Raw genomic sequence first — 22,697 nt, 5'->3', positions numbered from 1 at the left:
ACGACGGCCAAGGTGAGCACGGGCGAGGCCTACGACATGACGGCCGAGAAGCTGATCGGGTTCGAGCGTATCAAGCATGTCGTTGATTTGAAGCTGACCACGCCTGCACAATGTGCCCTACGCGCGTCGTCGATACTCTACCAGGAGCAACGCGCCACCGTCGCGCACCACATCAATGTGCCGCTCAACCCAGCACTACAGTTGCACGATCCCCTGACGCTGACAGACTACGCCGCGCCCAGAGGCACCGGCCAGAGCGGCAAGTTTCGCATCAACTCCATGCAGGCAGAGTACAGCGCCCAGGCCGCGAAGTTTGAGCATGTCATCAGCCTGGAGGGCGCATAGATGTCTATTGTATTCGCATGTTTTCCCACGTCCATGCTGGCGTAAAAACGGTGCTTGTAAACCGCGCACTTACCCTGTTTCGCCAGCATGGACGTGGGGCGCACCGACGCATTGAACGCAGCCGCCCCTGCAGGGGCGGCGAGCCTTAATTTTATGTATACAAAAGGAGGTAGCCCTATGCTATTAAGCGATGTTGAGAATGCTTGCCGCTTAGACCTCTTTGATCCGGCGGGTGCGAGTCAGCGCTGGAGCAATGCGGATCTGGACCGCGCCATTGATAAGGCTGTGGAGCGCTATACCCAGTATTATCCCAATATTGCCGTGGTCGATATGCAGGCTCAGCCCTTTCAACGTACCTATCCCTATCCGGCCTCCTGGAATCCTGCCTATCCCGTGCTCTGGCTGGAGCGTATCCTCTATCCCTTGCAGGTCTATGGTAGCGCCTTCGCATCTCCTACTGCTGGCCCAGGCCTCTCCCTCACTTCAGGTACCAACCTGGGCCTGGGTGTCTACAAGTATGCAGTTAGCTTGCTCACTCAGGGGGGCGAGACAACGCCCGGTCCCCTGGTTCAAATTACGACTACGAGCAGCAACCAGGCCGTAAACCTGGCCAGTATTCCCCTGGGGCCGCTCGCCCAGGTCCTCCCCGCCGTGGGCAGCAATACCGTCATCGGGCGCAACATCTACCGCACGCTCGTGGGCGGTTCTACACTCTACCTGCTCGCCACGCTCGCCGATAACACTACCACAAGCTACCTCGATACCGCCAGCGATGCCAGCCTGGCGAACATGCCTCAACCACCTCTCGTCAATACCTCGGGCATCATGCTCTGGCCGCCCATAGAGCGCGCCTTCGCCGAGTATAGCAATCTCTATGATAGCTCGACGGCCCTGGCGGCAGGTGGCAACCTGGGAAGCATGGGCGCGGTCGGCAGTCGCCAGGGCGCTACAGGCACCAGTGCGCCCACCTTTACCCTCAAGCTCGATAATAGTGAGCTACCAAAGGATAACACTCTGACCATGCGCGTCTTCTATGCCACCCGCCACCAATTGGATAGCCTGGGGAGTACTATTCCCGAGATTCACCGCGACATCATTGTGCTAGGTGCCTGTGCCTATGCCCTGGAAGCCTACCAGACACCGACCAACGACAATTTCGCCTTCCAGGATGGCAGTGTTCGCGATCACCTGGATGACACAGCTATTCCCGGCGCCTGGCTGCGGGTCTCCCAGAACAAGATGACACAATTCCAGCAACGCCTGGAGGTGATCAAGCGCCAGCGTGACTATGCCTCCTCCGCCATCGCCCAATGGGGCCAGGTCCAGCGCTACTGGTGGAGGATATAGTTAGTGTGATGTGTCTGTCATGCATGTGGGCAACCGGAGGTTGCCCACATGCATGACAGACACATCACACCCATAAGGAGAGAGATATATGCCACAAATCGGCCTGGATTGCGAGATTATTCTCGATAATACCGGTTACTTTGTTAAGCCGGGGAGCTATATTATGCGCCAGCCACGTAATCGCAAGATTACTGTGCGCGCCGATGGCACCAATGCCTATGTCGATATCGGACCAGGCAAGCGCGTATGGGAGCTGACTATCCTCTGCCTCAACGAGCTCAAGCGCTATGATGGCGCGAATGTATCATTGACGGGGCAACAGTATCGCGACGCCCTGCGCGCCAGCTTTCTCGCCAGCAGCGGCACAACTATTAATTTTGTCGAGCCAATCGGCTCCAGCAGTATCGCGGTCCACTTTGATGCCTATCAGGAGCGCATCCTCAATCTCCACAGCCAGGTCATTGCCCCGGCCACTGGCGGCTCTCCTGGCGCCTCCTAAGAGGTCTCGATAACCCTGGTCGAGGCATAAACAAAAATGTGAGATAGCTCGCAGACTTCCTAACAAGCGTTCGCTATTATGCTGGTGTGGCAAACAGGCAAGCAGAAAAAAGATGAGCCACCTTGATGTACCGAGTATATTCTAATTTAGAAACGCTGTAATACTTATAGCTCTGGAGAAAACTCTATTATGCGTCTAAAGAATTCTATCCTTATCATGTTCTTACTGCTTCTGCTGGCGGCAATGCTGACGGCGTGTGGCTCTACATCCGCGTCAGCATCAGCCGGGAACGCTCCGACTGTGACCGCCACCAGTGCCAGCACTCCGGATGTGACAGTAACTAGCGCCGCTCCGACTGCCACGACAGCGACCGGTGATAGCACGCCTGCCGCGACCCCTACCAGTACATCTAGTACTTCTTCGCCTAATGTCGTTATCGCGGTGAGGGATATCCCCAGCACTCAGGCTGTCGGCTCTACCTTTACTGTGCTGACCACCACGCAGGGTATGACCGTCTATGCGCACCTGTTGCAAGGGGCAAGTGGTTTTAGCTGTGATGGTACATGCGCGCAAACCTGGAAGCCGCTCCTCTTCAAGGGTACGGGGACGCCAACTAGCACTACCAAGCTTCCCGGCAAGCTGAGTGTAGGTACCGACGCTAATGGAAACCGTGTTGTACTCTACCAGGGATACTACCTCTTCACCAACGTGAACGATAAGGCTCCCGGCGACGCTAAAGGCATAGGTGCCGACAACTCTCCCTGGCAGCCCGCCATCCCCAACATGCCCACCGGTCTATAAGCATATCCATATACCTGTAATATCCATGCAGCGTATTCTCGCCACTGCGTGGTTCGCCTGGGCGAGGGTATGTGATGGCGGCACCATGCCGCCATCACATACCCTCGCCCAGGCACTTCTATGGTCGGGTTATACTGGAGGTATAGAAGAGTATGCGAGGAGTGTGCCTATGGACGTTATGGACTACCTGCGTCGTTTCACCCCCAGTGAACTGGTAATCTCTGGCGGATGGCAGCCGACGTTGGAGACGTTGCAGGTGTTACACGAGGCGCATCTTATCGCGATCCCATTTGAGAATCTAGATATCCACTGCGGCCAATCTCTATGCCTGGACGAGGCGGCGATCTTTAAGAAGATCGTACTCATGAGGCGCGGGGGCATCTGTTATGAGTTGAATGGCCTCTTTGCCGCCCTACTACGCAGGCTGGGCTTTCATGTCTCGCTAATCTCCGCTGGCGTCACGCGCGATCATGTACACTTTGGTCCCGAGTTCGATCACCTGGCTTTACTGGTGCATCTCGCGGATGGCGACTGGCTGGCGGATGTTGGCTTTAGCAGCTCTTTCAGGCATCCCTTAAAGTTTGAGGCCGAAGTTGTCCAGGTCTTTCACGATCATAGCTATCGCCTGCACCGCGAGGACGCGTACTGGATCGTGCAGCGAGCCAGGAACAGCGCCTGGGAGTCGCTCTACCGTTTCCAACTCCAGCCACACGAGATGCACCATTTTGCTGAGAGGTGCCGCTATCAAGAGACCTCGCCAGAGTCTTATTTCACGCAGAATCTCCTCTTCACGCGGGCGACAGAGACCGGGCGCATCACGCTCTGCGACCGCAAACTCGTCATCGCCTCAAGCGCTGAACGTTCCCTTTGCGAGATCCAGACGGAGGAAGAGTACCGGGCCGTGCTAACCCGCCATTTCGGCATTACACTTCTGCCGGAGACACGCCTCCGTTTTTACACCTCAGCCTGATCCTCCCTGGTGCGTTCGGCATAGCCCATGAGCGTGAGCGCGTATTGGCGCACCATCTCGCGCAACTCGGGTGGGTGATGAATGACGAAGGGAAGGCCCATGCCAGCAAGCAAGCGCGCCATCCAGGGCAGATCTCCCACTTCGCTACGCACAAGAACCCCCTGGTTGACCTCTGTAAAATGCCCCTTTGAAAGCCGGCTTTGGCGTTGTGCCTCCTCCAATGTCGTCTCCAGCCAGACCTCAACCTGCCATACGCGAGGGACGGAGGCCAGGGCGCTCTGAACGGCGGAGAGCGTCTCAAAGCTCTCTGGGCGCCGAAATGGCTCGCTCGTCGTCTCAATCTTAACGATACGGTCCAGGCGAAAGAGGCGCTGAGCCTGGCGCAGGTGGCAGTAGCCAATGGTATACCAGAAGCCTTCATGCGCGACCACGCCATAAGGATCAAATAGACGCTCAGTTACCTCTGAGCCGGGGGTGTGGTAGCTCAGACGAACGCTGCGCTCACTCTGGACAGCGGTACTCAGCATCATCACAGCCACAATTGAAGGCGCGGCATGTGCAGAACTGTTCTCGAAGACCACCGTCTCTCCAACCGCCTGGATGCGCTCACGTGTCGATATGGGCAGGACGCGCTCGATCTTTGCCAGCGTCCCTTCAAACGCGGGCGAGGTCTGCGCAAGGCCGTTCTCGCGAGCCATCATCAGGCTCAATGTCAGGGCCAGGGCCTCATCCTCGGTGAAAATAAGTGGCGGAAGTTTGTAGCCGGGCCTGAGCCGATAGGCCCCATAGCGACCCCGCTCAGCCTCCACAGGAATACCCAGGTCGCTTAGCGTCTCAATATAATCCCGAACCGTGCGGATATTGACTTCCAGCCTGTGTGCCAGCTCGTTCCCGGTCATGCGCCCATGCGCTTGCAACAATTCCAGGACCGTCAAGACCCGCGCCGTTGGACGATAGACCACTTTCTTCTCTCCTATCTAAAATCAGCTTTAATTAGGGTCAATATTACCACCTTTAAGCTCTATACTGCAAAAAGTAGGGTCCATGCCGGCATGGACCCTACAAGAAACGGGCAACGCTCACTAGTAGCCGCGTACGCAAGTAGCGAGCCAGAACAGAAAGAAAACATGCACATGACACACGAGCATACCCAGAATTTTGGCCACGATTTCGATGCGCTTATTGGCAGTTGGAAGGTGGTGAACAGGCGCAAGGCGGGAAACTACTTTCTTGCGAATCAAGCTCTTGGGGAAGAGGCGGTGTGGGAGGAATTCCAGGGCTGTGATCACTTCGAGAAGCAGCTTGATGGGCGGGCGATTGTTGAGCATTGGGAAGCCACACTTCCCTCGGGCGAGCGTGCTCTAGGATTGAGCATCAAGGCCTTTGAACCTACAACCCAACAATGGTCAATTATCTGGATCGATAATCGTAATCCTCTCGACTACAGGCCATTGTATGGCACATTTGAGAATGAGATCGGCACCTTCTTCCAGGTCATCGAGACCCCCGATGGCCAGCCACTCCACGTACGCTACATCTGGGACGAATTTACGGCGACCACCGCGCGCTGGCAGCAGGCCTTCTCCTTCGATGGAGGCGAACACTGGGAAACAAACTGGATCATGAATTTCACCAGGGAGGCGTAGGGTCTCTACCTAACATGAAAAGCGAGGCGAATATCTCGGTAGGGACCCGGTTTACCGCGTCCGAATGCCATTCATGGCAGTGCGGCGCAAGCCGGTTTTTGTTTTGAAACGCAACATTCTCAAGAGGAAGCGTTTTGGGCTGCGCCTACAGGCGATTAATCGCCTTTGGACGCGATAAATCGGGTCCCTACCAGATTTTAGAGCAGTTTCGTGCGATGGGTTGCCTTATTCGTCAAAGGGCACCCTCTGGAAGGATTTAGAGAAATGTCAGATACAAACACTCAGATAAACAAAGAACAGGATGTTTCACAAACGCCAGGGCAAGCCGGAGAGGCATATAGCGGCATCATCGAGCTACGGCAATATACGCTCAAACCTGGCCGGCGCGATGAGCTGATTGCCTTGTTTGAGGAGCATTTTATCGAGGGGCAGGAGCAGGCTGGCGCGCACGTTCTGGGTCAGTTTCGCCGGCGCAACAGGCCAGATCAATTCGTCTGGCTGCGTGGCTTTACCGATATGGAGGCACGTCGCCTGGCTCTCCAGAACTTCTATTACGGTCCGATCTGGCGAGAGCATCGAGATGCCGCCAACGATACAATGATCGACTCGGATAACGTTTTGTTGTTCAAACCAGCCAGTCGTACAGGAGAATTCCATCTTGAACTGAACAACCGCCCTGGGAAAGACGTGCCAGAGGCGGCGGGAGGAATTATTATCGCGACTCTCTACACATTCGCTACCCCGGTTGAAGCTAAATTCGTCGAGCTTTTCGAAAAAGGGGTGGCCCCTGTACAGCGTGTGGCTGGCGCAGCTATTTCAGGGTATTTCGTTACTGAAGCAAGCGAGAATACCTTTCCGGCACTGCCAGTACGTGAAGGTGAGCACATCTTTGCCTGGTTCGCCTCCTTCGCCGATGAAGCGGCATATGAGAGTTATCTCTCCGCGCTCTCCGAAAGCGATGCCTGGACCGCGGCCCTTACTCCTACCCTGCAAGAATGGCTGGCAAGGCCACAAGAAGTACTGGAATTATTACCGGCCCGGCGCTCTCTCATGCGCCATCATTCCTCTGCCCATAACATATAGAGGAGTATAGTAAATACAAGAGCTATTCCTATTTAGTGATTTGCTGTGGATGTGTGGCATGGTCGAATGCCCATGCCACACATCCACAGCAAATCACTGCTTTCTTGACAGCTTTGTTTCATATATTATACAATTGTCTCATGCAAGAAACGAAAAGAGTAGGAGAAAGCAATCATGGGAAGCATGTTAGATACACAGCAACTGGCGGTCCTTTTGAAGGAGAGGCGTGGTGATCGGGGCTGCGTGATATCGCGCAGGAGATCGGCAATGTCAGCCCGGCGACCCTCTCGCGCATCGAGAACGGCAAGATGCTAGATGTAGAGACCTTCCTGCGGCTCTGCGACTGGCTTGAGGTTAATCCCCAGCACTTCATCAAAGAGGCCCAGCGGGACATGCTGAACAGCCAGGCGCTACGTTATCGCATCGAGGGTGGACAGAGGCTAGAGGGTTCAGTAGTGGTGCAGGGCGCGAAGAACGCCGCGCTTCCCATTATTGCCGCCTCGCTCCTGGTCTCCAAGGGCCAGACTATCCTGCGCAATGTACCCCTGATCCGCGATGTCTACGCTGCCATTGAGCTGGCGCGCTCCCTGGGCGTCAAAATGACCCTCCACGAGGAGGACCAGGTACTGGTAGTCGATGCCTCCAACTTGAATGTGAGCACCCTCGCCGAGCGCCTGACGAGTAGTTTCCGTGCCTCCGTGCTCTTCCTGGCGCCCGTGCTCCAGCGCGTGGGGAATGTTGCGATTGAGACCGTGGGTGGTTGTAGCCTGGGCAAGCGCAGCCTGGACTTCCACTATCGCGGCTTCGCGCGCCTGGGGGCCACTGTAAGCGAGCAAGGCGAGAATATCGACGTGAGCCGCGAGGGACCCTTGCAGGGTAACTATCTCTACCTGGATACTCCCAGCCACACTGGAACCGAGAACCTGATGGTCGCGGCCTGTATGGCGCAGGGAACCACCATCATTGAGAATGCCGCGCTCGAACCCGAGATCGCCGACGTCGCCAACTTCCTCAACATGATGGGCGCGCGCATCTCCGGCATTGGCACAGGTGTGCTCCAGATCGAAGGCGTCTCCGAGCTCTCCGGCGTAGAATACACCATCATGCCGGACCGCATCGACGCTGGCACCTTCGCCATGCTGGCGGCGGCCACCCAGGGCGATATCGAGCTGATTGGCGCGCAACTGCGCCACTTCGGCGTGGCCCGCGCCAAGTTAGAGCAGATGGGCGTCGAGTTGCAGCAGGAAGGTCCCGTTATTCGCGTGCGTCGCCCTTCCACTCTGCGCCCGATCAATATTACCACCTGGCCCTATCCCGGTTTTGCCACCGACCTGCAACCGCAGATGATGGCCCTTGCTTGCTGTGCCTCGGGCACCTCCTATATTCGCGAGACCGTCTTCAACAAGCGCTTCGCCGCCGCCCAGGAGCTCAATCGCATGGGCGCGCAGATTGGCCTGGACGGCGAGGCGGCGGTCGTCAAGGGCCCCACCGCCTTTGTAGGCGCGACCGTTGAGGCCCTCGACCTGCGGGCAGGTATGGCCCTGGTCCTCGCCGGAGCCGTCGCCGAGGGCGAGACCATCATCGAGAATGCCAGCATGATTGAGCGCGGCTGTAGCGCCGTCATCCGCCGCTTCACCCAGCTCGGCCTCACCATCTCCGAAGAGCGCGAAAAGGCCGGCGTGCTCCTCTAAGAATGCAAGTAGCATGCGACCAGGGACATTAATCGTTCCTGGTCGTCTTTTCTTTGAGCACGGTATTATCTGTTCATGGTACGGTGTTTCTGGTAAATGAGGTGAAGAGTGTGCCAGACCCAATTTTCGCCCACAAAGGAAAGTGTAAATCACTTTCCTCTTCTAGTTATCCTGTCTGCTTCCTGATGCCTTCTCTTCCCTTTGGATACTGGCGGCCAGTACCTGGATACGGCATTCTTCTTGAATGTCCTACAAGATGAATCCCTGCCGACACTCCTCCATACTGTTCCCAGGCTTGTTGTAAGGGTGGCAAGAGCAGGTCAACCTGATTGGGAAAGGTACTCTGGTCGGGTGCGATCTCTGCGCTGGCCCTGTATCCCGGACGGTCAAGGGCGATGACTGCGTAGTCCAGGCCTGCTGCCGTTTCAAGAAAAGTAGCTTCGTCTGTGACAGAAACATCAAACATCCCTGCACTTAGGCCTCCACCATGAAGAGCGACAAGCAAGGCTCGTGGCGTTTGCTCAGTTGGGGCTGCATACAACCCAGAAAGGCTTATGTTATCAACCTGTATCTGTAATGGTTGCTTCACAATTTGTGTATTCAGCATTCATTTTTCTCCAAATGTTCAATGTGTCCGAATATCTGCTCTCTCGTGTATTGAACATTGCCAGGATCATGAGATCCTGGCAATGTTCAAACTCCATCTGTTTCCTTCGGCACATAACTGGTGCATCCGCTAAACCAAGGGGAGGTGCAGGAGGGTCTCCCTCCTGCTGGGGAGTGGGGAACACCCCACTCCCCTCCCCACTTGGTGGATGAACCAATAAAGATCTTTGCAGTCTCTACTCAGGAAGCTTGGCCGCCAGGATATCAACCCTCTCCATGACCAGTGATCCTTCAACAAACAGTTCGGAAGCTACCGCCTGCAACGGCGCCACATTGGCGTTGAAGTGAGCTTGTCTCCCTTCTTCGTCTGGAAAAGCGTCGAAGACAGCGTACTTCGAGGGTCCCACGCGGGCCGCGAACCAGGCGGTCGTTGCTGGCTCCTTCTGCACTACTGCCAACGCTGCTTTGAGCTCGCGCTCGACATCCGCCTCTTTTCCTGGTTTTGTCTCGAATTGAATGAGAAATCCTACAGTAACCATATGTTCTCTCCTTTTTCTTTTTTCATCAGCACCTTTCCTGAAAATTGATACATGTACCAATTCACCTTTCCGGGTGCCTGCGACGCACACACATGAGCCAGTTTGCCAGACGTTCAGCATTCTGGCTCATGCATGGGCGAAACGCTTATTGGCCCTCCTCAAGAGAACCTCTGCCAAGCAGCCATGCGCATCGGGTGCTTTCTGTTTCCAGGAAATAGTATATGGGGGAAAGGGTGTTATACCAAGTGTAAAACTACGCTGAATTGGCGAGAGATCGAGGCATCTGTCAAAGACAGACCTCTGCCACGGCTTCGGAATAGGAGAGAGGCATGATGAACAGCGAACCCGGTTCTTCTCACAGATTGGATGTCCTACGTGATGTTCTTCACCAGATTGAAACCTTGCGGATCAAAAGACAGCAGGAGGCGAGGAAGCGTCCCCATCCACTTCTCAAACGCTTTACCCAACAAGAGTTAGCCAATGAAGCCTGTCCCACCTACAGAAATTTGTTGGAGGGGCGTTCGCGCCGGGTGCCAAGCCAAAAGACGATCATGCGGATTGCACAGTATCTCGAATGTAGTGCGAAAGAGCGCAACGACTTGCTCTTAGCCGCCCGTTATCTTCCCGAAAGTCTCGAATTGGAGGGGGGCGCGCTCAAGCAAGCGCTAGAGCAGGCCCAACACGTGATGGGAATGTTGCCTTACCCGGCAATCATTGTGACCCACACCCTCTCGGTCCATGCGGCCAACGACGCCTTCCAGAGGGTGTTTGAGATCCCACCACTCGAAGCTCTCCAGGAGCCACAACGCCATCTCTTCCATTTCCTGTTTCATCCCAACTTCCCTATGCGCGTACGTTCGACGTTCAATGATCAGGCCAGGAATGTCTGGCAAGCCCAGGCATCCCTCGGCATTCACCTCTTTAAGCACAGTAATATCCTGTACCAATTTGAGCCCTGGTATCAGGAACTGATTGAACGCTTCTCTACGCTCGCGGATTTTCGCGCGTACTGGGAACGAGATGGAAAGCCGCTTCTCCAACGAGATACTCCGTCAAAAATAGTGCTCAGCCGGCATGCCGAAACGTCCGAACTACTTCCGATACAACTTCGGCACATCCACATCTCAGTCTGTAGCCACAGGTATCCCTGTATTGCTGCGTTTCTTCCCCTGGATGAGGCAGCGCGTGTGGTTTTTGCTTCCCTTGACAGTACAAAAGAATCAAGTGAGCATCCTTTTTCCTTGTCCAGTACCCAATATTTAGGTTCTCCCGCAGAAATGAAGCTGATGGCGAACCCCCTGAGATAAACCGAATAGGTAATGAGGAGCATGGTTTGGTATGATAGGCAACATCTACTCAGCCGAACTGAAAGAAGAGAAGAGGAGAGCAACCAATGTCACTCAAGCCACAAGCGATCAGCCCGGCGCCAGAAGAAACGGCCCGTATTGTCCGCACAGCCTATCCGAATCAGTTGTCTCGAACCTGAAACAAGTATCTACTCTACCATATCGGATGCAAACTGGCGTAGAATGGCTCGATGTTCCTGGTGAGGAGCCTGATGTAATGCGGCAACCAGCTCGCGTAACCGTGGCGTCATGATGATGAGATATCGGGTCGGACCCGCAGCCTCATAATAGGTATGAGGGACGCCCGCTGGCACGAACACAGTTGTCCCGGCGGGAGCCTCAATGGTTTTGTCAGCGAAGCGGAACGTCAGGGTTCCCTCCAGGATATGCCAGGCCTCGTCGTCAGAATAATGGACGTGCAAATAGTCCGGACCACTCCCGCTCCATTCATGAAGGTCAAAGGATTGTCCTGTGGCACTGATAGGAGCCTGGCTCTCTGTTCGCGCTTGTTTCCCTGGAACGATAATGGGTTGAGCCATAGTATTAATGTTCCTCCTCTTGTCCTGTCTCTTCTCTTTTATACCATGAAAAACTCATTTATGATACACATTTAATATTTTGATGACTGTATTCGCTGATCAAAGAAACCGATCAACGAGCATTTGAAATTTCAAGCAGGTTGCCATCAGGATCACGAAAATAGAGAGATATGAGGGACTTTGTGGTACCAGTTCGCTCTACTGGCCCTAGAAGGAGAGGAACATTCCATGCTTCAAGGTGCGCGATCACTTGCTCTAATGGTATCGATGTCAGGAAACAAAGGTCGGCAGAACCAGGCGTTGGAAATTGAGCCTTCGGATCGATTTCTTTCCCCTTTGGGTGAAGGTTGATTTTCTGACTCCCGAATTGAAGCGCCTTTCGTCCTTCGGCAAAAGTGATCACGCGCATTCCCAGGATGTTCGAGTAGAATTGACACGTTGCCTCAATATCCTGTACGGTGAGGACGAGATGATCTAAAGAATCAACCTGCATAGCTACCTCCTATTCTCTTCATTTTACAACTTTTTGAGCAGCGAGGCTGACACCATGGGTAAAACTGTCTCGATGTGGCAAATGCTCTATCCAGTGCAGGCAGGCGGATTATCCTATAATATACAGGTTATAGGTTATAAATGAGCATGAGCTAGAGAGGCGCCCAAGAAGTTGATGCCTACAAATAGCGTTTTGGGGACTTAGCTAGATATCCACTGGCAGATGCCCGCCCTATTGCTGCGTGCGTTACGCATTCTAATGTGTGATATAATCCCTTGTGCGAGGGGGCGGCGCTGCTGAAGCACGCGTCTACATATGATGGTACGAAAATTTCCGTATCATCATATGTAGACGCGTGCTTCAGCAGCGTTGGTCTACTAAATACTATGAGGAGGGAACCTGTATGCCCAGGCGCGCGTCTTACCATGTACTCTGGTCGCCAGAGGAAAGGGCGTATGTGTTGCGCGATGCTGGAGGGCAGCAGGTGCCGCTGGCGGGTGAGGAGTCCTGGTCAAAGGGATTGGCTGAACTCGCTTCGTTCGCCTTTATCAGTCGCCTGGGGCCGCACTGCACGGTGCGCAGGGAGAAGATGCAGCGGGGTGATAGCTACTGGTACGCTTATCGCTCGCTTAATGGGCACACAAGCAAGCGCTATATTGGTCGCCACGCGGAGTTAACGCCCGCCAGGCTGGAGCAGGTCGCGGAGTTTTCTCCCCAGGTAGCCATGCCCAAGGTAGGTGTGGAGAATAGCCCTCAGATTAATGTACCTGTCAGCCAGGTGTCCTCGGGTTCGGTATCCACGGTCTCCTCGCTGCTGGATAGCAAGTTGCAGCCTCCGCGCCTCCCCGCCTTTCCCGTTGAGCGCTCGCGTCTATTCGCGCTTCTCGATGCGGGTTGGGGAGAGAAGGTAACGCTGGTGTGTGCCCCGGCGGGCTTTGGCAAATCGATCCTGGTGCGACAATGGCTGAATGCGCGTCACGCGCAGACGCCCGTGGCCTGGCTTTCGCTAGAAGATGGTGATAACGACCCGGTGCGCTTCTGGCGCTATATGATTATGGCCTGCCAGCGCCTTGCGCCGGATCTGGGAACAGAGTCCCTGGCGTTGCTCTCAGCCGTGCCTCCTTCTCCCTTCGCGACGCCCTCTTTTGAGGCTATCATGACTACGCTGTTGAATGAGCTGGCTCAACTGGCTGAGGAGAGCCTGCTGGTACTCGATGACTATCATGTGGTCACGGAGGCGCGCGTCCATACGACGTTGACCTCTTTTATCGAACATCTTCCCCCTAAGGTACATATCCTACTGCTGTCACGGAGCGCGCCACCTCTGCCGCTTATACGCTGGCGTGCCAGGGGTGAACTCTCTGACCTCTACACAAACGATCTGCGTTTCTCGCGGGAGGAGATGGCGGATTTTCTGCGCCAGGCTCTGCCATATGCCTGCTCGGCTGAGGCCCTGCACCACCTGGAAAAGCACCTGGAGGGGTGGGTCGCCGGACTGCGCCTGCTCTCGCTGGCCGTGCGTGGCAAGCGGACGCCGCAGGAGGTCGAGCAATATATTCTGCGCCTTACGGGCGAGCAGCGCTCTTTTCAAGACTACTTTGTGCAAGAAATTTTGGCTTCACAGCCAGAGCCGCTCCAGTCTCTACTCCTGCGCACGAGCATTCTGAGCCGCGTGAGTGGCTCGCTCTGCGCGGCGCTGACCGAGCGCGAGGAGAGCGCCGAATTGCTAGAAGTCCTGGCGCGTGCGGGCCTCTTTCTAGAAGAGCTTGAGGGAGGGGAGGGCGAGCGCTGGTACCGCTATTATCCTCTCTTCGCCGAGGCGATGCAGGCCGAGGCGCGCACCTGCCTGGGCGAGGAGACGCTACGAGACCTGGCGCGGAAGGCCAGCCTCTGGTTTGAGCAGCACCAGATGCCTATCGAGGCGGTCGAAGCGGCGCTACGCGCACATGATATCACGCGCTCCGCTGATCTTATTGAGCAGCTGGTCGAGAGCATCCATCCCCAACGACCGAGGGAACATTTTATTATCAACGAGTTCCACACCCTTTGTCGCTGGTTGGCTCAGCTTCCTGAAGATATGCTGCGCAAGCATCCCATGCTCTGTTTTAGTTATGCCAATGCTCTGCTCTACACCTTTGTGCTGGATGAGATACCGTTGACGGAGGAGAAGGGCTGGCTCCTTATGAAGAGCCTGGACATGGCTCAGGAGGGTTGGCAGCGCGAAGGGAACATGCCGCGCCTGGGAGAGGTTCTGAGCTATCGCGCGATACTTGCCAGGCAGTATGGTGCGATCAACGAGGCTATAGAACTGGCGCAAGAGGCGCTCACTTATCTTCCTGAAGATTCCTCTATGTGGCGCCCCATCAGCTTGAGCGTCATTGGTACACACCTGTATCTCTCGGGGCAGCTCAATGGCGCGCGAGACTTCTTTCAGCCTCGTCCTACGCCAGCTGTGCTACCACCAAGGCGTTCCTTTACGCGACCAGGCGTTATTATCTATAGCCGCATCTGCCGCGAGCAGGTCGTGCTGCACCAGGCGGGGGCACACCTGCGGCCCCTCCTGGCACAGGCGCGTGAAGATGAGGATCGCGACGATATCTCTGATGCCTTGCTGGAGCTAGCGCACCTCTCCTATGCCTGGAATAGGCTCGACGAGGCGGAGCAACAGGCGCAGGAGGCCCTGGTCCTGGCAAAGCAGATCCAGGTGGAAGAGACAATTGTCTATGCCTCGCTCCTTCTAGTAGATATCCGGCAGGCACGTGGCGACAACGGGGGCGCGTTGCAGCTATTGAGCGAGCTTCAGGCTGGGATACAGCCTGGCCTCACGCCTCTGCATACCCAGCTCTATCGCCAGGTCCAGGCGGTCCAGGCCTATTTACATCTTGTAGTTGGCGACCTGGTAGCGGTTGAGCGCTGGCTGAAGGATCGGGAACAGAACGAAGAGCCTTTCCCACCCCTCTTTGCAGAGAAAGAAGAGCTACTTATTACTCGCTACGAGCTTGTGCAGGGCCAGTATGAGGAAGTTCTATTGCGCCTGGTTGCTCTCTCGCTGCAAGCCCAGGGCGCGGGGCGTATCGACAGAGCATTAAAGATGAAGCTTCTTATGGCGCGGGCGCATGCAGGATTGCACCAGGTGCGTGAAGCCAGGAGACTCGTGCAGGAGGTCGTACTCCAGGCCGCCCCCGAAAACTACCTCCGCCTCTTCCTGGACGAGGGTGAAGAACTGGTCCCGCTCCTGCGTTCCTTGCTGCCAGAGCTTCAGGGCGAGACCCCACTCCGTTTCGTGCGCGAACTCCTACAAATGCTGACCCGGGGCAGCTCCGCTGTGGAGCTAAGCGAGGCGTTAAGCTCACAGGAGGCGCGTGTGTTGCGCCTGCTCGTGGCTGGCCGCTCCAACCCGGAGATTGCCAACGAACTCGTCGTCTCCATCAACACTGTCAAGACTCAGCTCCAGAGTATCTACCGCAAGCTCAATGTCAGCAATCGCGTCGAGGCCAGCGAGGCTGCCCGGCAATTGAAGCTGGTTTAAATATGCGAAATACCGAGTAGCCGCGTACGCCAGTAGCGAACCCGCTACTGGCGTACGCGGCTACTCGGTATTCCCTAACATTCAAGCCCTCCCGCAATAATCATCCTCCCGTTCACCCGCCCGGGCGATGCCCCCTTGCCCCCTAACGATCTATACTTGCAACATCAACGGAGCGCAAACACAAAGCTTCTCATAGAAAGCGAGCAAAACCATGAATAACAATAACACAACCCTCCGGGTTCCAGTCTTGATCGTGGGCGGTGGCATCGTGGGACTCTCCGCGTCGCTGTTCCTGTTGCAGCAGGATATTCCCTTCCTCCTGGTGGAGCGCCATAGTGGCACCTCGATCCATCCTCGCGCGCGTGGAGTCAATAACCGCACGATGGAGCTGTATCGAACCCTGGGCCTGGAGGAGGCGGTACGCGAGGCGGGCGCCTCACTGGCGCCCGCCATGGGTATCTTGAATGGTTCAACCCTGGTCGAGGCCCTGGACGGCTTTCAGGCGCCTAAGGCTCGCGCTGCCTTTGGTGGCATGGTTGGCTCACTGGGCGAGGTCAGCCCTACCGCAGGCACACGCGTCACCCAGGACGAGCTTGAGCCGGTTCTGCTGGCGAGTGCCCGCCAGCGGGGAGGCGATCTGCGCTTCTTCACAGAGCTAACCTCCTTTACGCAGAATGAGGAGGGAGTCACGGCCACGATCCGCGACCGCTCGACCGGGCAAGAGAGCACTGTGCAGGCCGATTATATGATCGCTGCGGATGGGGCCAATAGCCCAATTCGTCAGAAGCTTGGTTGCTCAGTAAGTGGGAAAGGCTCGCTGGGACACCTGATCAACGTTCTATTCAAGGCAGACCTGCGTGAGCTGGTGCATGAGCGCGAGTTTAGCCTCTGCACCATCAATAATCCCCTGGTGCATGGCCTCTTTACCTCGATCAACCTGTCGGACGCCTGGGTCTTCCACATTGGCTATGATCCAGGCCAGGGCATGAGTGCCGAGCAGTTTACGCCCGAGCGCTGCAAGGAGCTGGTGCGTATTGCCCTGGGGCTACCAGATATCGAGATTGAGGTCAAGAGCATCATGCCCTGGGAATCGGCCATGCGCGTAATGGACAATTTTCAGCATGGGCGTGTCTTCTTCGCCGGGGATGCCGCGCACCAGATGCCTCCCTGGGGTGGGCAAGGCGCCAATAGCGGCATCGCCGATGTCAATAACCTGATCTGGAAGCTAGGACTTGTTCTCAAAGGGGTGGCTGACCCCGACCTGCTCGTGAGCTATAATGCTGAGCGCCACCCGGTCGACTACCTCGCGGCGGCGGAGTCGGCCGCGGCAGCTGATGATTCCGGCCTGATGTCCATGAATAAGCAGGGGGTGCCCGGTGACATCGCCAATCGCTTCACTCGTATCCTGGGCTACTACAGCTATGGCGAGCCTTCTCAGGCTATCATTCCCGACCAGGCACCCATCAGCAGCGACCTGGACCTGGACGGGCGACCCGGCACGCGTGTCCCTCACCTCTGGGTAGAGCGCCAGGGCCAGGCCATCTCGACGCTTGACCTCTGTGGCACAGGCTTTGTGCTCCTGGCTGGCCCCGAGGGTTACAAATGGCACGAGGCGGCTCAGGAGATCGCGCAAGACCTGAATCTCGATATCCAGACCTACCGTATAGGCGCGGATGGCGACCTCCTCGATGCCGAGAATCGCTGGCCCGCCCTGGCTGGCATCTCGCCCAGCGGCGCGCTCCTGGTCCGCCCCGACGGCTACATCGCCTGGCGTGCCCAGGAGCAGAGCGGCGAACTTAAGCAGGTGTGCAGGGCGCTACTTGCCGGGCGCGATGGCGAGGACGCGTAGAGGACTGCCGGAGCCGTTGACGATCTTGAGTGGGGCGGCGAGCACGATGGCGCCCGTGGGTGGGAGCTGGTCCAGGTTGATGAGGCTGGTCAGGCCAAACCTGCCTGCACCATGCAGGAAGGTATGTGAGGGGAAGGGGGGATCGAAGCCTCCCGCCTGGCCCGCGTCGGTGCCGACCGTCTCCACGCCCAGGCCGAGGATGCCGCGCTCCTGAATGAGGAACTGGATACAGTTCTTGTGTACCCCAGGCGAGTGCGCGCCGTCCTCGCGCTCGTTGAGGAAGGCCTCACGCCCGTGGCGATGGCTCCAGCCGGTATGGTAGAGGAGCCAGGAGCCTGTGGGGATGCGCCCATGTTGCTCTTCCCAGCGCTGTACATCTTCAATGCTGAGCAAGAAATCGGGGCTCTGGCTGACCTGCCTGGTAGCATCAATGACACAGGCTGGCGCGACAAAGTTGCGTGGCTCAATGGTATCGGTCGTGTTATTGGGGAGGTCCTTGCCTGTGATCCAGTGGACCGGGGCATCGAAGTGCGTTCCAGTATGCTCGCCCAGGTTGAGGATGTTCCAGTACCAGGCGGGGCCGCGCTCGTCATAGCGCGAAATCTCGGCGAGGGTCAGGCCGGGCGAGGGCGCGAACTGGGGCGGCAGATCAATGACAGGGGTATCGGGCCCAGTGGCGTAGTGAGATCAATAACGCGCAGGCGACCACTGGCTAGTTCCTGTACTAGTTGCAGTAAAATAGCGTTGTCGGGAGTTGCCATAATTGTAACCTCCATCTGTGTGAATGTTTGAGCGGAACGGATCCAGAAGCCCGTAGGGACCAGCTTCAGCGCGCCCGAAGGCGATTCATCGCACTTCGGCGTTAGCCCAAAACGTTTTTGCTTCGACCTGTCTTGGGATAGTTTACCTTGCGATCTGGCAACAATCAGGCTAGCGCCGCACTGCTATAAATGGCGTTCGGACGCGCTAAAGCTGGTCCCTACCAACCTCTGGAGTCATTTAGCGCCCTGGCTGGCGCAGGGTCTCCAGGTAGCGCTTGAACTGGAAGCGGTTCTCCAGCAGGGGCAGGTCCATGGCGAAGGTCTTGGGGCCGATGGCCTCGACTTTAGAGACGCAGGTGGTAAGGGTGTGGCTGGCCAGGGCCTCGCGCACACAGGCATGAAGCTCCTCGGGCGTGTTGGCGCGTGCGACCCTGGGAATGCCGGAGGCCTGCGCGATACCCGCGAGGTCTGTATGGACCGCCGTCGCTGTGGGGAAGCCGCCGACCGATAGCAGGCTCTCGTTATCGAAGACGATATGGAGCAGGTTGCCTGGTTGATAGCGAGCCATCGTGCTCAGAGTCCCCAGGTTCATCAGGAGCGAGCCATCGCCATCCAGTACCACCACCGGGTGTTCTGGTAGGGAGAGCGCGATGCCCAGACCCATCGAGGAGGCCAGCCCCATAGCGTGCTCCAGGTAGAAGAAGTTGTGGCGATGACCAAGCGAGTAGAGCTCGGCGGCGACCGCGCCCATGATCGTGACGACTATGCAGCGCTCCAACTCGGGATAAATTGCTTTAAGCGCGTCGATGCGTAACATGGCTAATCCTCCCACATAAGCTCGCGCGAGAGCAGGACAGCGACCGGGTGCAGCGAAGCCAGGGCGAGGGTCTGAGCCTCTTTGATACAGCGCGGCACATCCTCGGGATGACGCAGTTGGGTAGTGGGGATATTCAGGGCGCGCAAGAGCGGCTCGGTAGCCAGCCCGCCCTGGGTCTGCCAGGGATCACGCTCACCGAAGGATCCTCTGTAACTGATAAGCATCAAAAGCGGGATCTTGTACAACTGAGCAAGGGAGACGATGGGATTGATGGCGGCGAAGAAGCCGTGATTCTGCATCAGGAGCGCCGAATTGACGCCCGCTATGTGCGCGCCGGCGGAGATGCCAATCGCCTCCTCCTCCTTGGCGACGCGTACCAGCGTCACTTCGGGGTCATCATCGGCCATCTGAATGAGGTGTACGAGCCAGGTTTCGGGCAGGGCCGAAATAATTTTGACATCGCAGGCTTTAAGCGCGTCATAGATCAGCCTGGAATGAGTCACCGAGACAGGCATACCTTCCCTCCAGGATGAGGCACATAGCGAGAAATAACAACAGTTCTCTCCAATTATACACGACCTTGAATAGCAAGGGCGGGGGCGGCCCATGGGTGAAATCGTATATCATCCATGCGTCGCCCCCGCACCTTTCGTGGCGCTTAGACGGCGTGCCGCCTCCGTCAACGACGATCCTATTGAGCCGCCTCGCGTCGTGAGTTTAGATGATTGGGCATGGCGCCATGGACACCGATATGGCGCAATCATTTGCGACCTTGAATGACATCGCCGACTCGATGTCCTACCTGATCGGGATGCAGCCCAGGTGTCCGCCTGGCTCAAACAGTATCCTTCAATTGAAATTGTCAGCCGTGTATGAATCCAGGATGATGTGAGCGCTTTCCTTGTGCCTAGGAAGGCGCTCACATCATCCCGATTGCCTCAGATCTAGAGACCCATGACAGTCGTCAGCGAAGTATTAGCAGTGGTAGAGAGCATGCCAGGTCGTTGGTCCAACAATGCCATCGATAGAACCAGCAGCAGGATAATCCCATTCTTGGAAAGCCATTATAGCGTCTTTTGTACGTTGACCGAAAATCCCATCTTCCGCAATAGGAAGAATACCCTTACCACGGACTAAGCTTCTAAGGTTTGTATGGTTATAGAACCAATTCACGGATTGTTGCGCGAGCTTCACAGCTGATCCTCTATCACCTTTTTGGACTGTTCTTGGACAATTTGGTCCATCAGGCGGAATGCTTGCATAAGATACAACATGCGCCGTTGTCCCTGTTGGCGTGGTATGAGGATTCATGCCCAGGGTTGCTGCATGTGCTGAAGGTGCAGAGGTAAAGGCACTCAATGAGAACAGTGCCGCCAGAAGAAGTGCACCGCACACCACCATTTTCAATGCTTTTCGCATGGTATTTTCTCCTTGACTGTGAAACATCAGATTGGTTAAACGATCTCTTACAATCGAAAGTATAGAAGAAAAGATGACCATTTCCCAGGACAGGCACCGGACACTTTCCGATCAGTTTATCCTCTACGATCATTTTGACGTGTTTACTTTATTTGTATTGTTATGCGTGAAGTGAAGAGCAATAGCGCGAGAGAAGTTTTTTTATTTTGTAATAAGCCAGACTGCGATTGAAATAGAGGTGTAAATGCCAACGTTGTTCCTCAGGATATCGACCAGGCCAAACTCCTCGTAGACCTCTATGAGCAGGCGGTCCTCCACGCGGCGTTTGCCTATGCGCGCTCCTTCGCAGCTCAGCCGAGCGCTTCGTAAATGCAAAGAAAGAGTCGGATCGTGTCTCTTGTGGCTTAGTAGTCCATAAGCGCGCCACAGGAGATATTCACGGTGGAGGCGGTCATGGTGCGAGCCTGGTCTGAAGCTACGAAGGCTGCCACGTTGCCCACGTCTGCGAGTTGTGCCGTTCTCTATTAGCAAGGTCGCCTGCTCTAGCCCGGAGATGATCTCGTCCCGTCCAGGGGCTGTGTTGGGGAGGGACTCGGGTACGCCTCCCGTTTTCAAATTTTTTTGCTTTGCATATATATCAAGCTTACTCACTCACATCGGGAAAAACTTCTCCTATCTTGCTCTTATTCGAGGAGGCGAGGTTGTGCCAGAGGTAGTGGGTGGCGTAGGCGCGCCAGGGACGCCAGGCCTCGGCATGGGCCGCGATATGCTTGGGGCTGGCGGGCAGGTTATGTTGCTCGAAGGCGCGGCGCAGGCCCAGGTCGGTGACGGGGAAGGCGTCGGGATCGCCCAGGGCTCGCATGGCAATGTAACTGGCGGTCCAGGGGCCAACGCCGGGAAGGCCCTGGAGGCGAGCAACGGTCTCTGCGCGGTCGGCGCCACGGTCGAGGACGATCTCGCCCGCGTCTACGCTACGCGCCAGCTCCTTGATGGCTTTTATGCGTGAGGTGGTGATGCCCAGGCCATCAAGGCTGCCTTCTATAAGCTGGGCGGGCGTGGGGAAGTAGTGTGTGAGCGTGCCATCTGGCTGGGCGAGCGGCTCACCGGTGGCGCGGGCTACGCGGGCCGCTAGCGTGCGTGCGCCTGCGACCGAGACCTGCTGCCCAAGAATGGCGCGTACCGCCAGCTCAAAGCCATCGAAGGCGCCGGGAATTCTCAGGCCGGGCAGGGCAACGACGAGTGGCGCGAGCAGGGGATCTGCTTCTAGCATTTGCATGATGGCGTTGGGATCAGCGTCCAGGTCGAAGAGGTTGCGACAGCGCTGGACGATGGTGCTTACATCATTAAGATTGTCCAGCGAGAGGCGTACCGCGACCGCGTGTATGGCGGGCTGGGGCTCCAGTTCGAGGAGGCCCTGAGAGCGTGCAAGGTGGATGGTGCGGCGGTAGACACCATTGACGATCTCTTCGACACCTGGTAGGGCGCGCCTCTCCAGGTAGGTCAGCAGCGGACCAAAGGCGTAGGGTGGGCGATATTGCAGGCGGAGTGCCAGTTTGCCTGCGCCATTCCCCTCTGAGATCTGGCGGCGGCGAAACTCCGAGGGCGCGCAGCCAAAAAGCTGTTGCATAGTTTCATTGAACTGGCGGATGCTGGCGAATCCCGAGCTAAAGGCGATCTCGGTCAGGGGCAGGTCGGTCTGGTCTATGAGCAGGCGCGCGACCTGGGCACGGCGACTGCGTGCCAGGGCCAGCGGACCCACTCCGACCTCGGCGGTCAGCTCGCGATGAATATGGCGCTCGCTAACAGCCAGGCGCTGCGCCAGCCCGGATACGCCCTCGCTATCCACCAGGCCAGCGGCGATCAAGCGCAAGGCCCGCGCCACGAGATCGGCGCGCACATTCCAGTCCGAGGATCCGGGGCTGGACTCTGGATGACAGCGGCGGCAGGCGCGAAAGCCCGCCGCCTCCGCGGCCGCTGCGGAGGAGAAGAAGCGTATGTTGCGGGCCTGAGGTGTACGCGCCGGGCAGATGGGACGGCAATAGATGCCCGTCGAGGTCACCGCCGTATAGAAGCGCCCGTCGAAGCGGGGATCGCGGCTACAGACCGCGCGGTAACAGAGATCGAAGTCGGTATGCAGACTGGTGGAGGCTTCCATAGCATATTTTCCTTTGGCATGATGAGACTACGACACACGCGGAACACCTGGGCCTGGTTCCTTTGTGTGACTATCATACGCCACCAGGGAGGTTCTGGCTAGCGGTTTTCGGACATGAACATTAAAGATGAGTAAAGTTGGCGGGCAGATGCTCACCAACTTTGCTCATCACATACCGGGTGTGCCAGATAAGTGCTCGTTTATACTTTTTTCTTTAAAACGACAAAATAATAGCGCTCATCTCAATTGGTATGTTCAATAT

Annotated in this window: 23 protein-coding genes and 1 pseudogene; 13 read left to right on the top strand and 11 right to left on the bottom strand. The window is 56.6% G+C overall.

Annotated features, from left to right (window positions below; translation table 11 throughout):
- The first annotated feature begins 36 nt into the window (after positions 1–36).
- The 5 genes from JMJ04_RS26320 to JMJ04_RS26300 all read left to right on the top strand — a co-directional run bounded on the left by JMJ04_RS26320 (position 37) and on the right by JMJ04_RS26300 (position 3,962).
- Positions 37–345, top strand: coding sequence for a hypothetical protein (locus tag JMJ04_RS26320; protein WP_201373390.1), 309 nt, complete (start codon positions 37–39; stop codon positions 343–345).
- Between the two features lie 177 nt (positions 346–522).
- On the top strand, positions 523–1,692 hold the full coding sequence (locus JMJ04_RS26315; RefSeq protein ID WP_201373389.1) for a hypothetical protein: 1,170 nt from the start codon (positions 523–525) through the stop codon (positions 1,690–1,692).
- Positions 1,693–1,780: 88 nt separating this feature from the next.
- Positions 1,781–2,191, top strand: a complete 411-nt coding sequence (locus tag JMJ04_RS26310; protein WP_201373388.1) for a hypothetical protein — start codon at positions 1,781–1,783, stop codon at positions 2,189–2,191.
- 216 nt (positions 2,192–2,407) lie between these two features.
- Positions 2,408–2,992, top strand: coding sequence for a COG4315 family predicted lipoprotein (locus JMJ04_RS26305; RefSeq protein WP_236038407.1), 585 nt, complete (start codon positions 2,408–2,410; stop codon positions 2,990–2,992).
- A 169-nt stretch (positions 2,993–3,161) separates the two neighbouring features.
- A complete protein-coding gene (locus JMJ04_RS26300; RefSeq protein ID WP_201373386.1) occupies positions 3,162–3,962 on the top strand; it encodes an arylamine N-acetyltransferase family protein in 801 nt (266 codons plus the stop codon).
- Here the strand turns inward: JMJ04_RS26300 and JMJ04_RS26295 are convergent.
- Complete coding sequence (locus JMJ04_RS26295; RefSeq protein WP_201373385.1) at positions 3,947–4,924, bottom strand: helix-turn-helix transcriptional regulator; 978 nt, start codon at positions 4,922–4,924, stop codon at positions 3,947–3,949. The genes JMJ04_RS26300 and JMJ04_RS26295 overlap by 16 nt on opposite strands.
- A 171-nt stretch (positions 4,925–5,095) precedes the next feature.
- Between JMJ04_RS26295 and JMJ04_RS26290 the strand changes: the two genes are divergently transcribed.
- From JMJ04_RS26290 to murA, 4 genes and pseudogenes are all read left to right on the top strand, one after another.
- The gene (locus tag JMJ04_RS26290; RefSeq protein ID WP_201373384.1) at positions 5,096–5,608 is read left to right on the top strand and encodes a DUF1579 domain-containing protein; all 513 of its coding nucleotides are present in this window, start codon (positions 5,096–5,098) and stop codon (positions 5,606–5,608) included.
- Between the two features lie 264 nt (positions 5,609–5,872).
- Entirely contained in the window at positions 5,873–6,691 is an 819-nt protein-coding gene (locus tag JMJ04_RS26285; protein ID WP_201373383.1) for an NIPSNAP family protein, read from the top strand.
- Between the two features lie 239 nt (positions 6,692–6,930).
- Positions 6,931–6,999: pseudogene (locus tag JMJ04_RS48880) on the top strand (helix-turn-helix domain-containing protein); the annotation flags it as partial.
- An 84-nt stretch (positions 7,000–7,083) separates the two neighbouring features.
- Complete coding sequence (gene murA, locus JMJ04_RS26280) at positions 7,084–8,382, top strand: UDP-N-acetylglucosamine 1-carboxyvinyltransferase (RefSeq protein ID WP_420799526.1); 1,299 nt, start codon at positions 7,084–7,086, stop codon at positions 8,380–8,382.
- A gap of 166 nt (positions 8,383–8,548) precedes the next feature.
- Here murA and JMJ04_RS26275 read toward each other — a convergent pair whose 3' ends face one another.
- Both JMJ04_RS26275 and JMJ04_RS26270 read right to left on the bottom strand, forming a co-directional pair.
- Positions 8,549–8,989 (bottom strand): alpha/beta fold hydrolase, encoded by a 441-nt coding sequence (locus JMJ04_RS26275; protein WP_201373381.1) that lies wholly within the window; start codon positions 8,987–8,989, stop codon positions 8,549–8,551.
- 235 nt (positions 8,990–9,224) lie between these two features.
- On the bottom strand, positions 9,225–9,527 hold the full coding sequence (locus JMJ04_RS26270; protein ID WP_201373380.1) for a putative quinol monooxygenase: 303 nt from the start codon (positions 9,525–9,527) through the stop codon (positions 9,225–9,227).
- 329 nt (positions 9,528–9,856) lie between these two features.
- Here JMJ04_RS26270 and JMJ04_RS26265 point away from each other — a divergent pair, with 329 nt between their 5' ends.
- Positions 9,857–10,834 (top strand): MmyB family transcriptional regulator, encoded by a 978-nt coding sequence (locus JMJ04_RS26265; RefSeq protein ID WP_201373379.1) that lies wholly within the window; start codon positions 9,857–9,859, stop codon positions 10,832–10,834.
- 188 nt (positions 10,835–11,022) lie between these two features.
- On the opposite strand, the gene JMJ04_RS26260 is transcribed toward JMJ04_RS26265, so the two are convergent.
- Positions 11,023–11,412, bottom strand: coding sequence for a cupin domain-containing protein (locus JMJ04_RS26260; protein WP_201373378.1), 390 nt, complete (start codon positions 11,410–11,412; stop codon positions 11,023–11,025).
- A 112-nt stretch (positions 11,413–11,524) separates the two neighbouring features.
- Complete coding sequence (locus JMJ04_RS26255) at positions 11,525–11,905, bottom strand: VOC family protein (RefSeq protein ID WP_201373377.1); 381 nt, start codon at positions 11,903–11,905, stop codon at positions 11,525–11,527.
- Positions 11,906–12,308: 403 nt separating this feature from the next.
- On the opposite strand from JMJ04_RS26255, the gene JMJ04_RS26250 reads away from it, so the two are divergent.
- Together JMJ04_RS26250 and JMJ04_RS26245 are read left to right on the top strand one after the other, a co-directional pair.
- The gene (locus JMJ04_RS26250) at positions 12,309–15,434 is read left to right on the top strand and encodes a winged helix-turn-helix domain-containing protein (protein ID WP_201373376.1); all 3,126 of its coding nucleotides are present in this window, start codon (positions 12,309–12,311) and stop codon (positions 15,432–15,434) included.
- Positions 15,435–15,645: 211 nt separating this feature from the next.
- Positions 15,646–17,283: an FAD-dependent monooxygenase gene (locus JMJ04_RS26245; RefSeq protein ID WP_201373375.1), complete on the top strand. Its 1,638-nt coding sequence runs from the start codon at positions 15,646–15,648 to the stop codon at positions 17,281–17,283.
- On the opposite strand, the gene JMJ04_RS26240 is transcribed toward JMJ04_RS26245, so the two are convergent.
- The 3 genes from JMJ04_RS26240 to JMJ04_RS26230 form a co-directional block, all read right to left on the bottom strand.
- A complete protein-coding gene (locus JMJ04_RS26240; protein WP_236038607.1) occupies positions 17,251–17,835 on the bottom strand; it encodes a cyclase family protein in 585 nt (194 codons plus the stop codon). The genes JMJ04_RS26245 and JMJ04_RS26240 overlap by 33 nt on opposite strands.
- A gap of 447 nt (positions 17,836–18,282) precedes the next feature.
- A complete protein-coding gene (locus JMJ04_RS26235) occupies positions 18,283–18,861 on the bottom strand; it encodes a thiamine pyrophosphate-dependent enzyme (RefSeq protein WP_201373374.1) in 579 nt (192 codons plus the stop codon).
- Between the two features lie 2 nt (positions 18,862–18,863).
- Entirely contained in the window at positions 18,864–19,376 is a 513-nt protein-coding gene (locus tag JMJ04_RS26230; protein ID WP_201373373.1) for a thiamine pyrophosphate-binding protein, read from the bottom strand.
- Positions 19,377–19,612: 236 nt separating this feature from the next.
- Between JMJ04_RS26230 and JMJ04_RS26225 the strand changes: the two genes are divergently transcribed.
- The gene (locus JMJ04_RS26225) at positions 19,613–19,753 is read left to right on the top strand and encodes a hypothetical protein (RefSeq protein WP_201373372.1); all 141 of its coding nucleotides are present in this window, start codon (positions 19,613–19,615) and stop codon (positions 19,751–19,753) included.
- Between the two features lie 83 nt (positions 19,754–19,836).
- On the opposite strand, the gene JMJ04_RS26220 is transcribed toward JMJ04_RS26225, so the two are convergent.
- The 3 genes from JMJ04_RS26220 to JMJ04_RS26210 form a co-directional block, all read right to left on the bottom strand.
- Positions 19,837–20,280, bottom strand: coding sequence for a peptidoglycan-binding domain-containing protein (locus JMJ04_RS26220; protein ID WP_201373371.1), 444 nt, complete (start codon positions 20,278–20,280; stop codon positions 19,837–19,839).
- 201 nt (positions 20,281–20,481) lie between these two features.
- Positions 20,482–20,895 carry a hypothetical protein gene (locus JMJ04_RS26215; protein ID WP_201373370.1) on the bottom strand — a complete coding sequence of 138 codons (414 nt, stop codon included), beginning with the start codon at positions 20,893–20,895 and terminating at the stop codon, positions 20,482–20,484.
- Positions 20,896–20,923: 28 nt separating this feature from the next.
- Positions 20,924–22,435, bottom strand: a complete 1,512-nt coding sequence (locus JMJ04_RS26210; protein WP_201373369.1) for a DNA-3-methyladenine glycosylase 2 — start codon at positions 22,433–22,435, stop codon at positions 20,924–20,926.
- Positions 22,436–22,697 lie beyond the last annotated feature (262 nt).

Origin of the sequence: Ktedonobacter robiniae (assembly GCF_016587375.1) — a bacterium.
GTDB lineage: Bacteria > Chloroflexota > Ktedonobacteria > Ktedonobacterales > Ktedonobacteraceae > Ktedonobacter > Ktedonobacter robiniae.
The sequence above is the reverse complement of the archived record's forward strand: the minus strand, read 5'-3'. Positions and strand labels throughout refer to the sequence as shown.

Bases quoted from the DNA above. Each gene is read 5' to 3' on its own strand.
- JMJ04_RS26320 (WP_201373390.1), top strand. From the start codon at position 37: ATGACGGCCGAGAAGCTGATCGGGTTCGAGCGTATCAAGCATGTCGTT.
- JMJ04_RS26315 (WP_201373389.1), top strand. From the start codon at position 523: ATGCTATTAAGCGATGTTGAGAATGCTTGCCGCTTAGACCTCTTTGAT.
- JMJ04_RS26310 (WP_201373388.1), top strand. From the start codon at position 1,781: ATGCCACAAATCGGCCTGGATTGCGAGATTATTCTCGATAATACCGGT.
- JMJ04_RS26305 (WP_236038407.1), top strand. From the start codon at position 2,408: ATGTTCTTACTGCTTCTGCTGGCGGCAATGCTGACGGCGTGTGGCTCT.
- JMJ04_RS26300 (WP_201373386.1), top strand. From the start codon at position 3,162: ATGGACGTTATGGACTACCTGCGTCGTTTCACCCCCAGTGAACTGGTA.
- JMJ04_RS26290 (WP_201373384.1), top strand. From the start codon at position 5,096: ATGACACACGAGCATACCCAGAATTTTGGCCACGATTTCGATGCGCTT.
- JMJ04_RS26285 (WP_201373383.1), top strand. From the start codon at position 5,873: ATGTCAGATACAAACACTCAGATAAACAAAGAACAGGATGTTTCACAA.
- murA (WP_420799526.1), top strand. From the start codon at position 7,084: ATGCTGAACAGCCAGGCGCTACGTTATCGCATCGAGGGTGGACAGAGG.
- JMJ04_RS26275 (WP_201373381.1), bottom strand. From the start codon at position 8,989: ATGCTGAATACACAAATTGTGAAGCAACCATTACAGATACAGGTTGAT.
- JMJ04_RS26270 (WP_201373380.1), bottom strand. From the start codon at position 9,527: ATGGTTACTGTAGGATTTCTCATTCAATTCGAGACAAAACCAGGAAAA.
- JMJ04_RS26265 (WP_201373379.1), top strand. From the start codon at position 9,857: ATGATGAACAGCGAACCCGGTTCTTCTCACAGATTGGATGTCCTACGT.
- JMJ04_RS26260 (WP_201373378.1), bottom strand. From the start codon at position 11,412: ATGGCTCAACCCATTATCGTTCCAGGGAAACAAGCGCGAACAGAGAGC.
- JMJ04_RS26255 (WP_201373377.1), bottom strand. From the start codon at position 11,905: ATGCAGGTTGATTCTTTAGATCATCTCGTCCTCACCGTACAGGATATT.
- JMJ04_RS26250 (WP_201373376.1), top strand. From the start codon at position 12,309: ATGCCCAGGCGCGCGTCTTACCATGTACTCTGGTCGCCAGAGGAAAGG.
- JMJ04_RS26245 (WP_201373375.1), top strand. From the start codon at position 15,646: ATGAATAACAATAACACAACCCTCCGGGTTCCAGTCTTGATCGTGGGC.
- JMJ04_RS26235 (WP_201373374.1), bottom strand. From the start codon at position 18,861: ATGTTACGCATCGACGCGCTTAAAGCAATTTATCCCGAGTTGGAGCGC.
- JMJ04_RS26230 (WP_201373373.1), bottom strand. From the start codon at position 19,376: ATGCCTGTCTCGGTGACTCATTCCAGGCTGATCTATGACGCGCTTAAA.
- JMJ04_RS26225 (WP_201373372.1), top strand. From the start codon at position 19,613: ATGGCGCAATCATTTGCGACCTTGAATGACATCGCCGACTCGATGTCC.
- JMJ04_RS26220 (WP_201373371.1), bottom strand. From the start codon at position 20,280: ATGCGAAAAGCATTGAAAATGGTGGTGTGCGGTGCACTTCTTCTGGCG.
- JMJ04_RS26210 (WP_201373369.1), bottom strand. From the start codon at position 22,435: ATGGAAGCCTCCACCAGTCTGCATACCGACTTCGATCTCTGTTACCGC.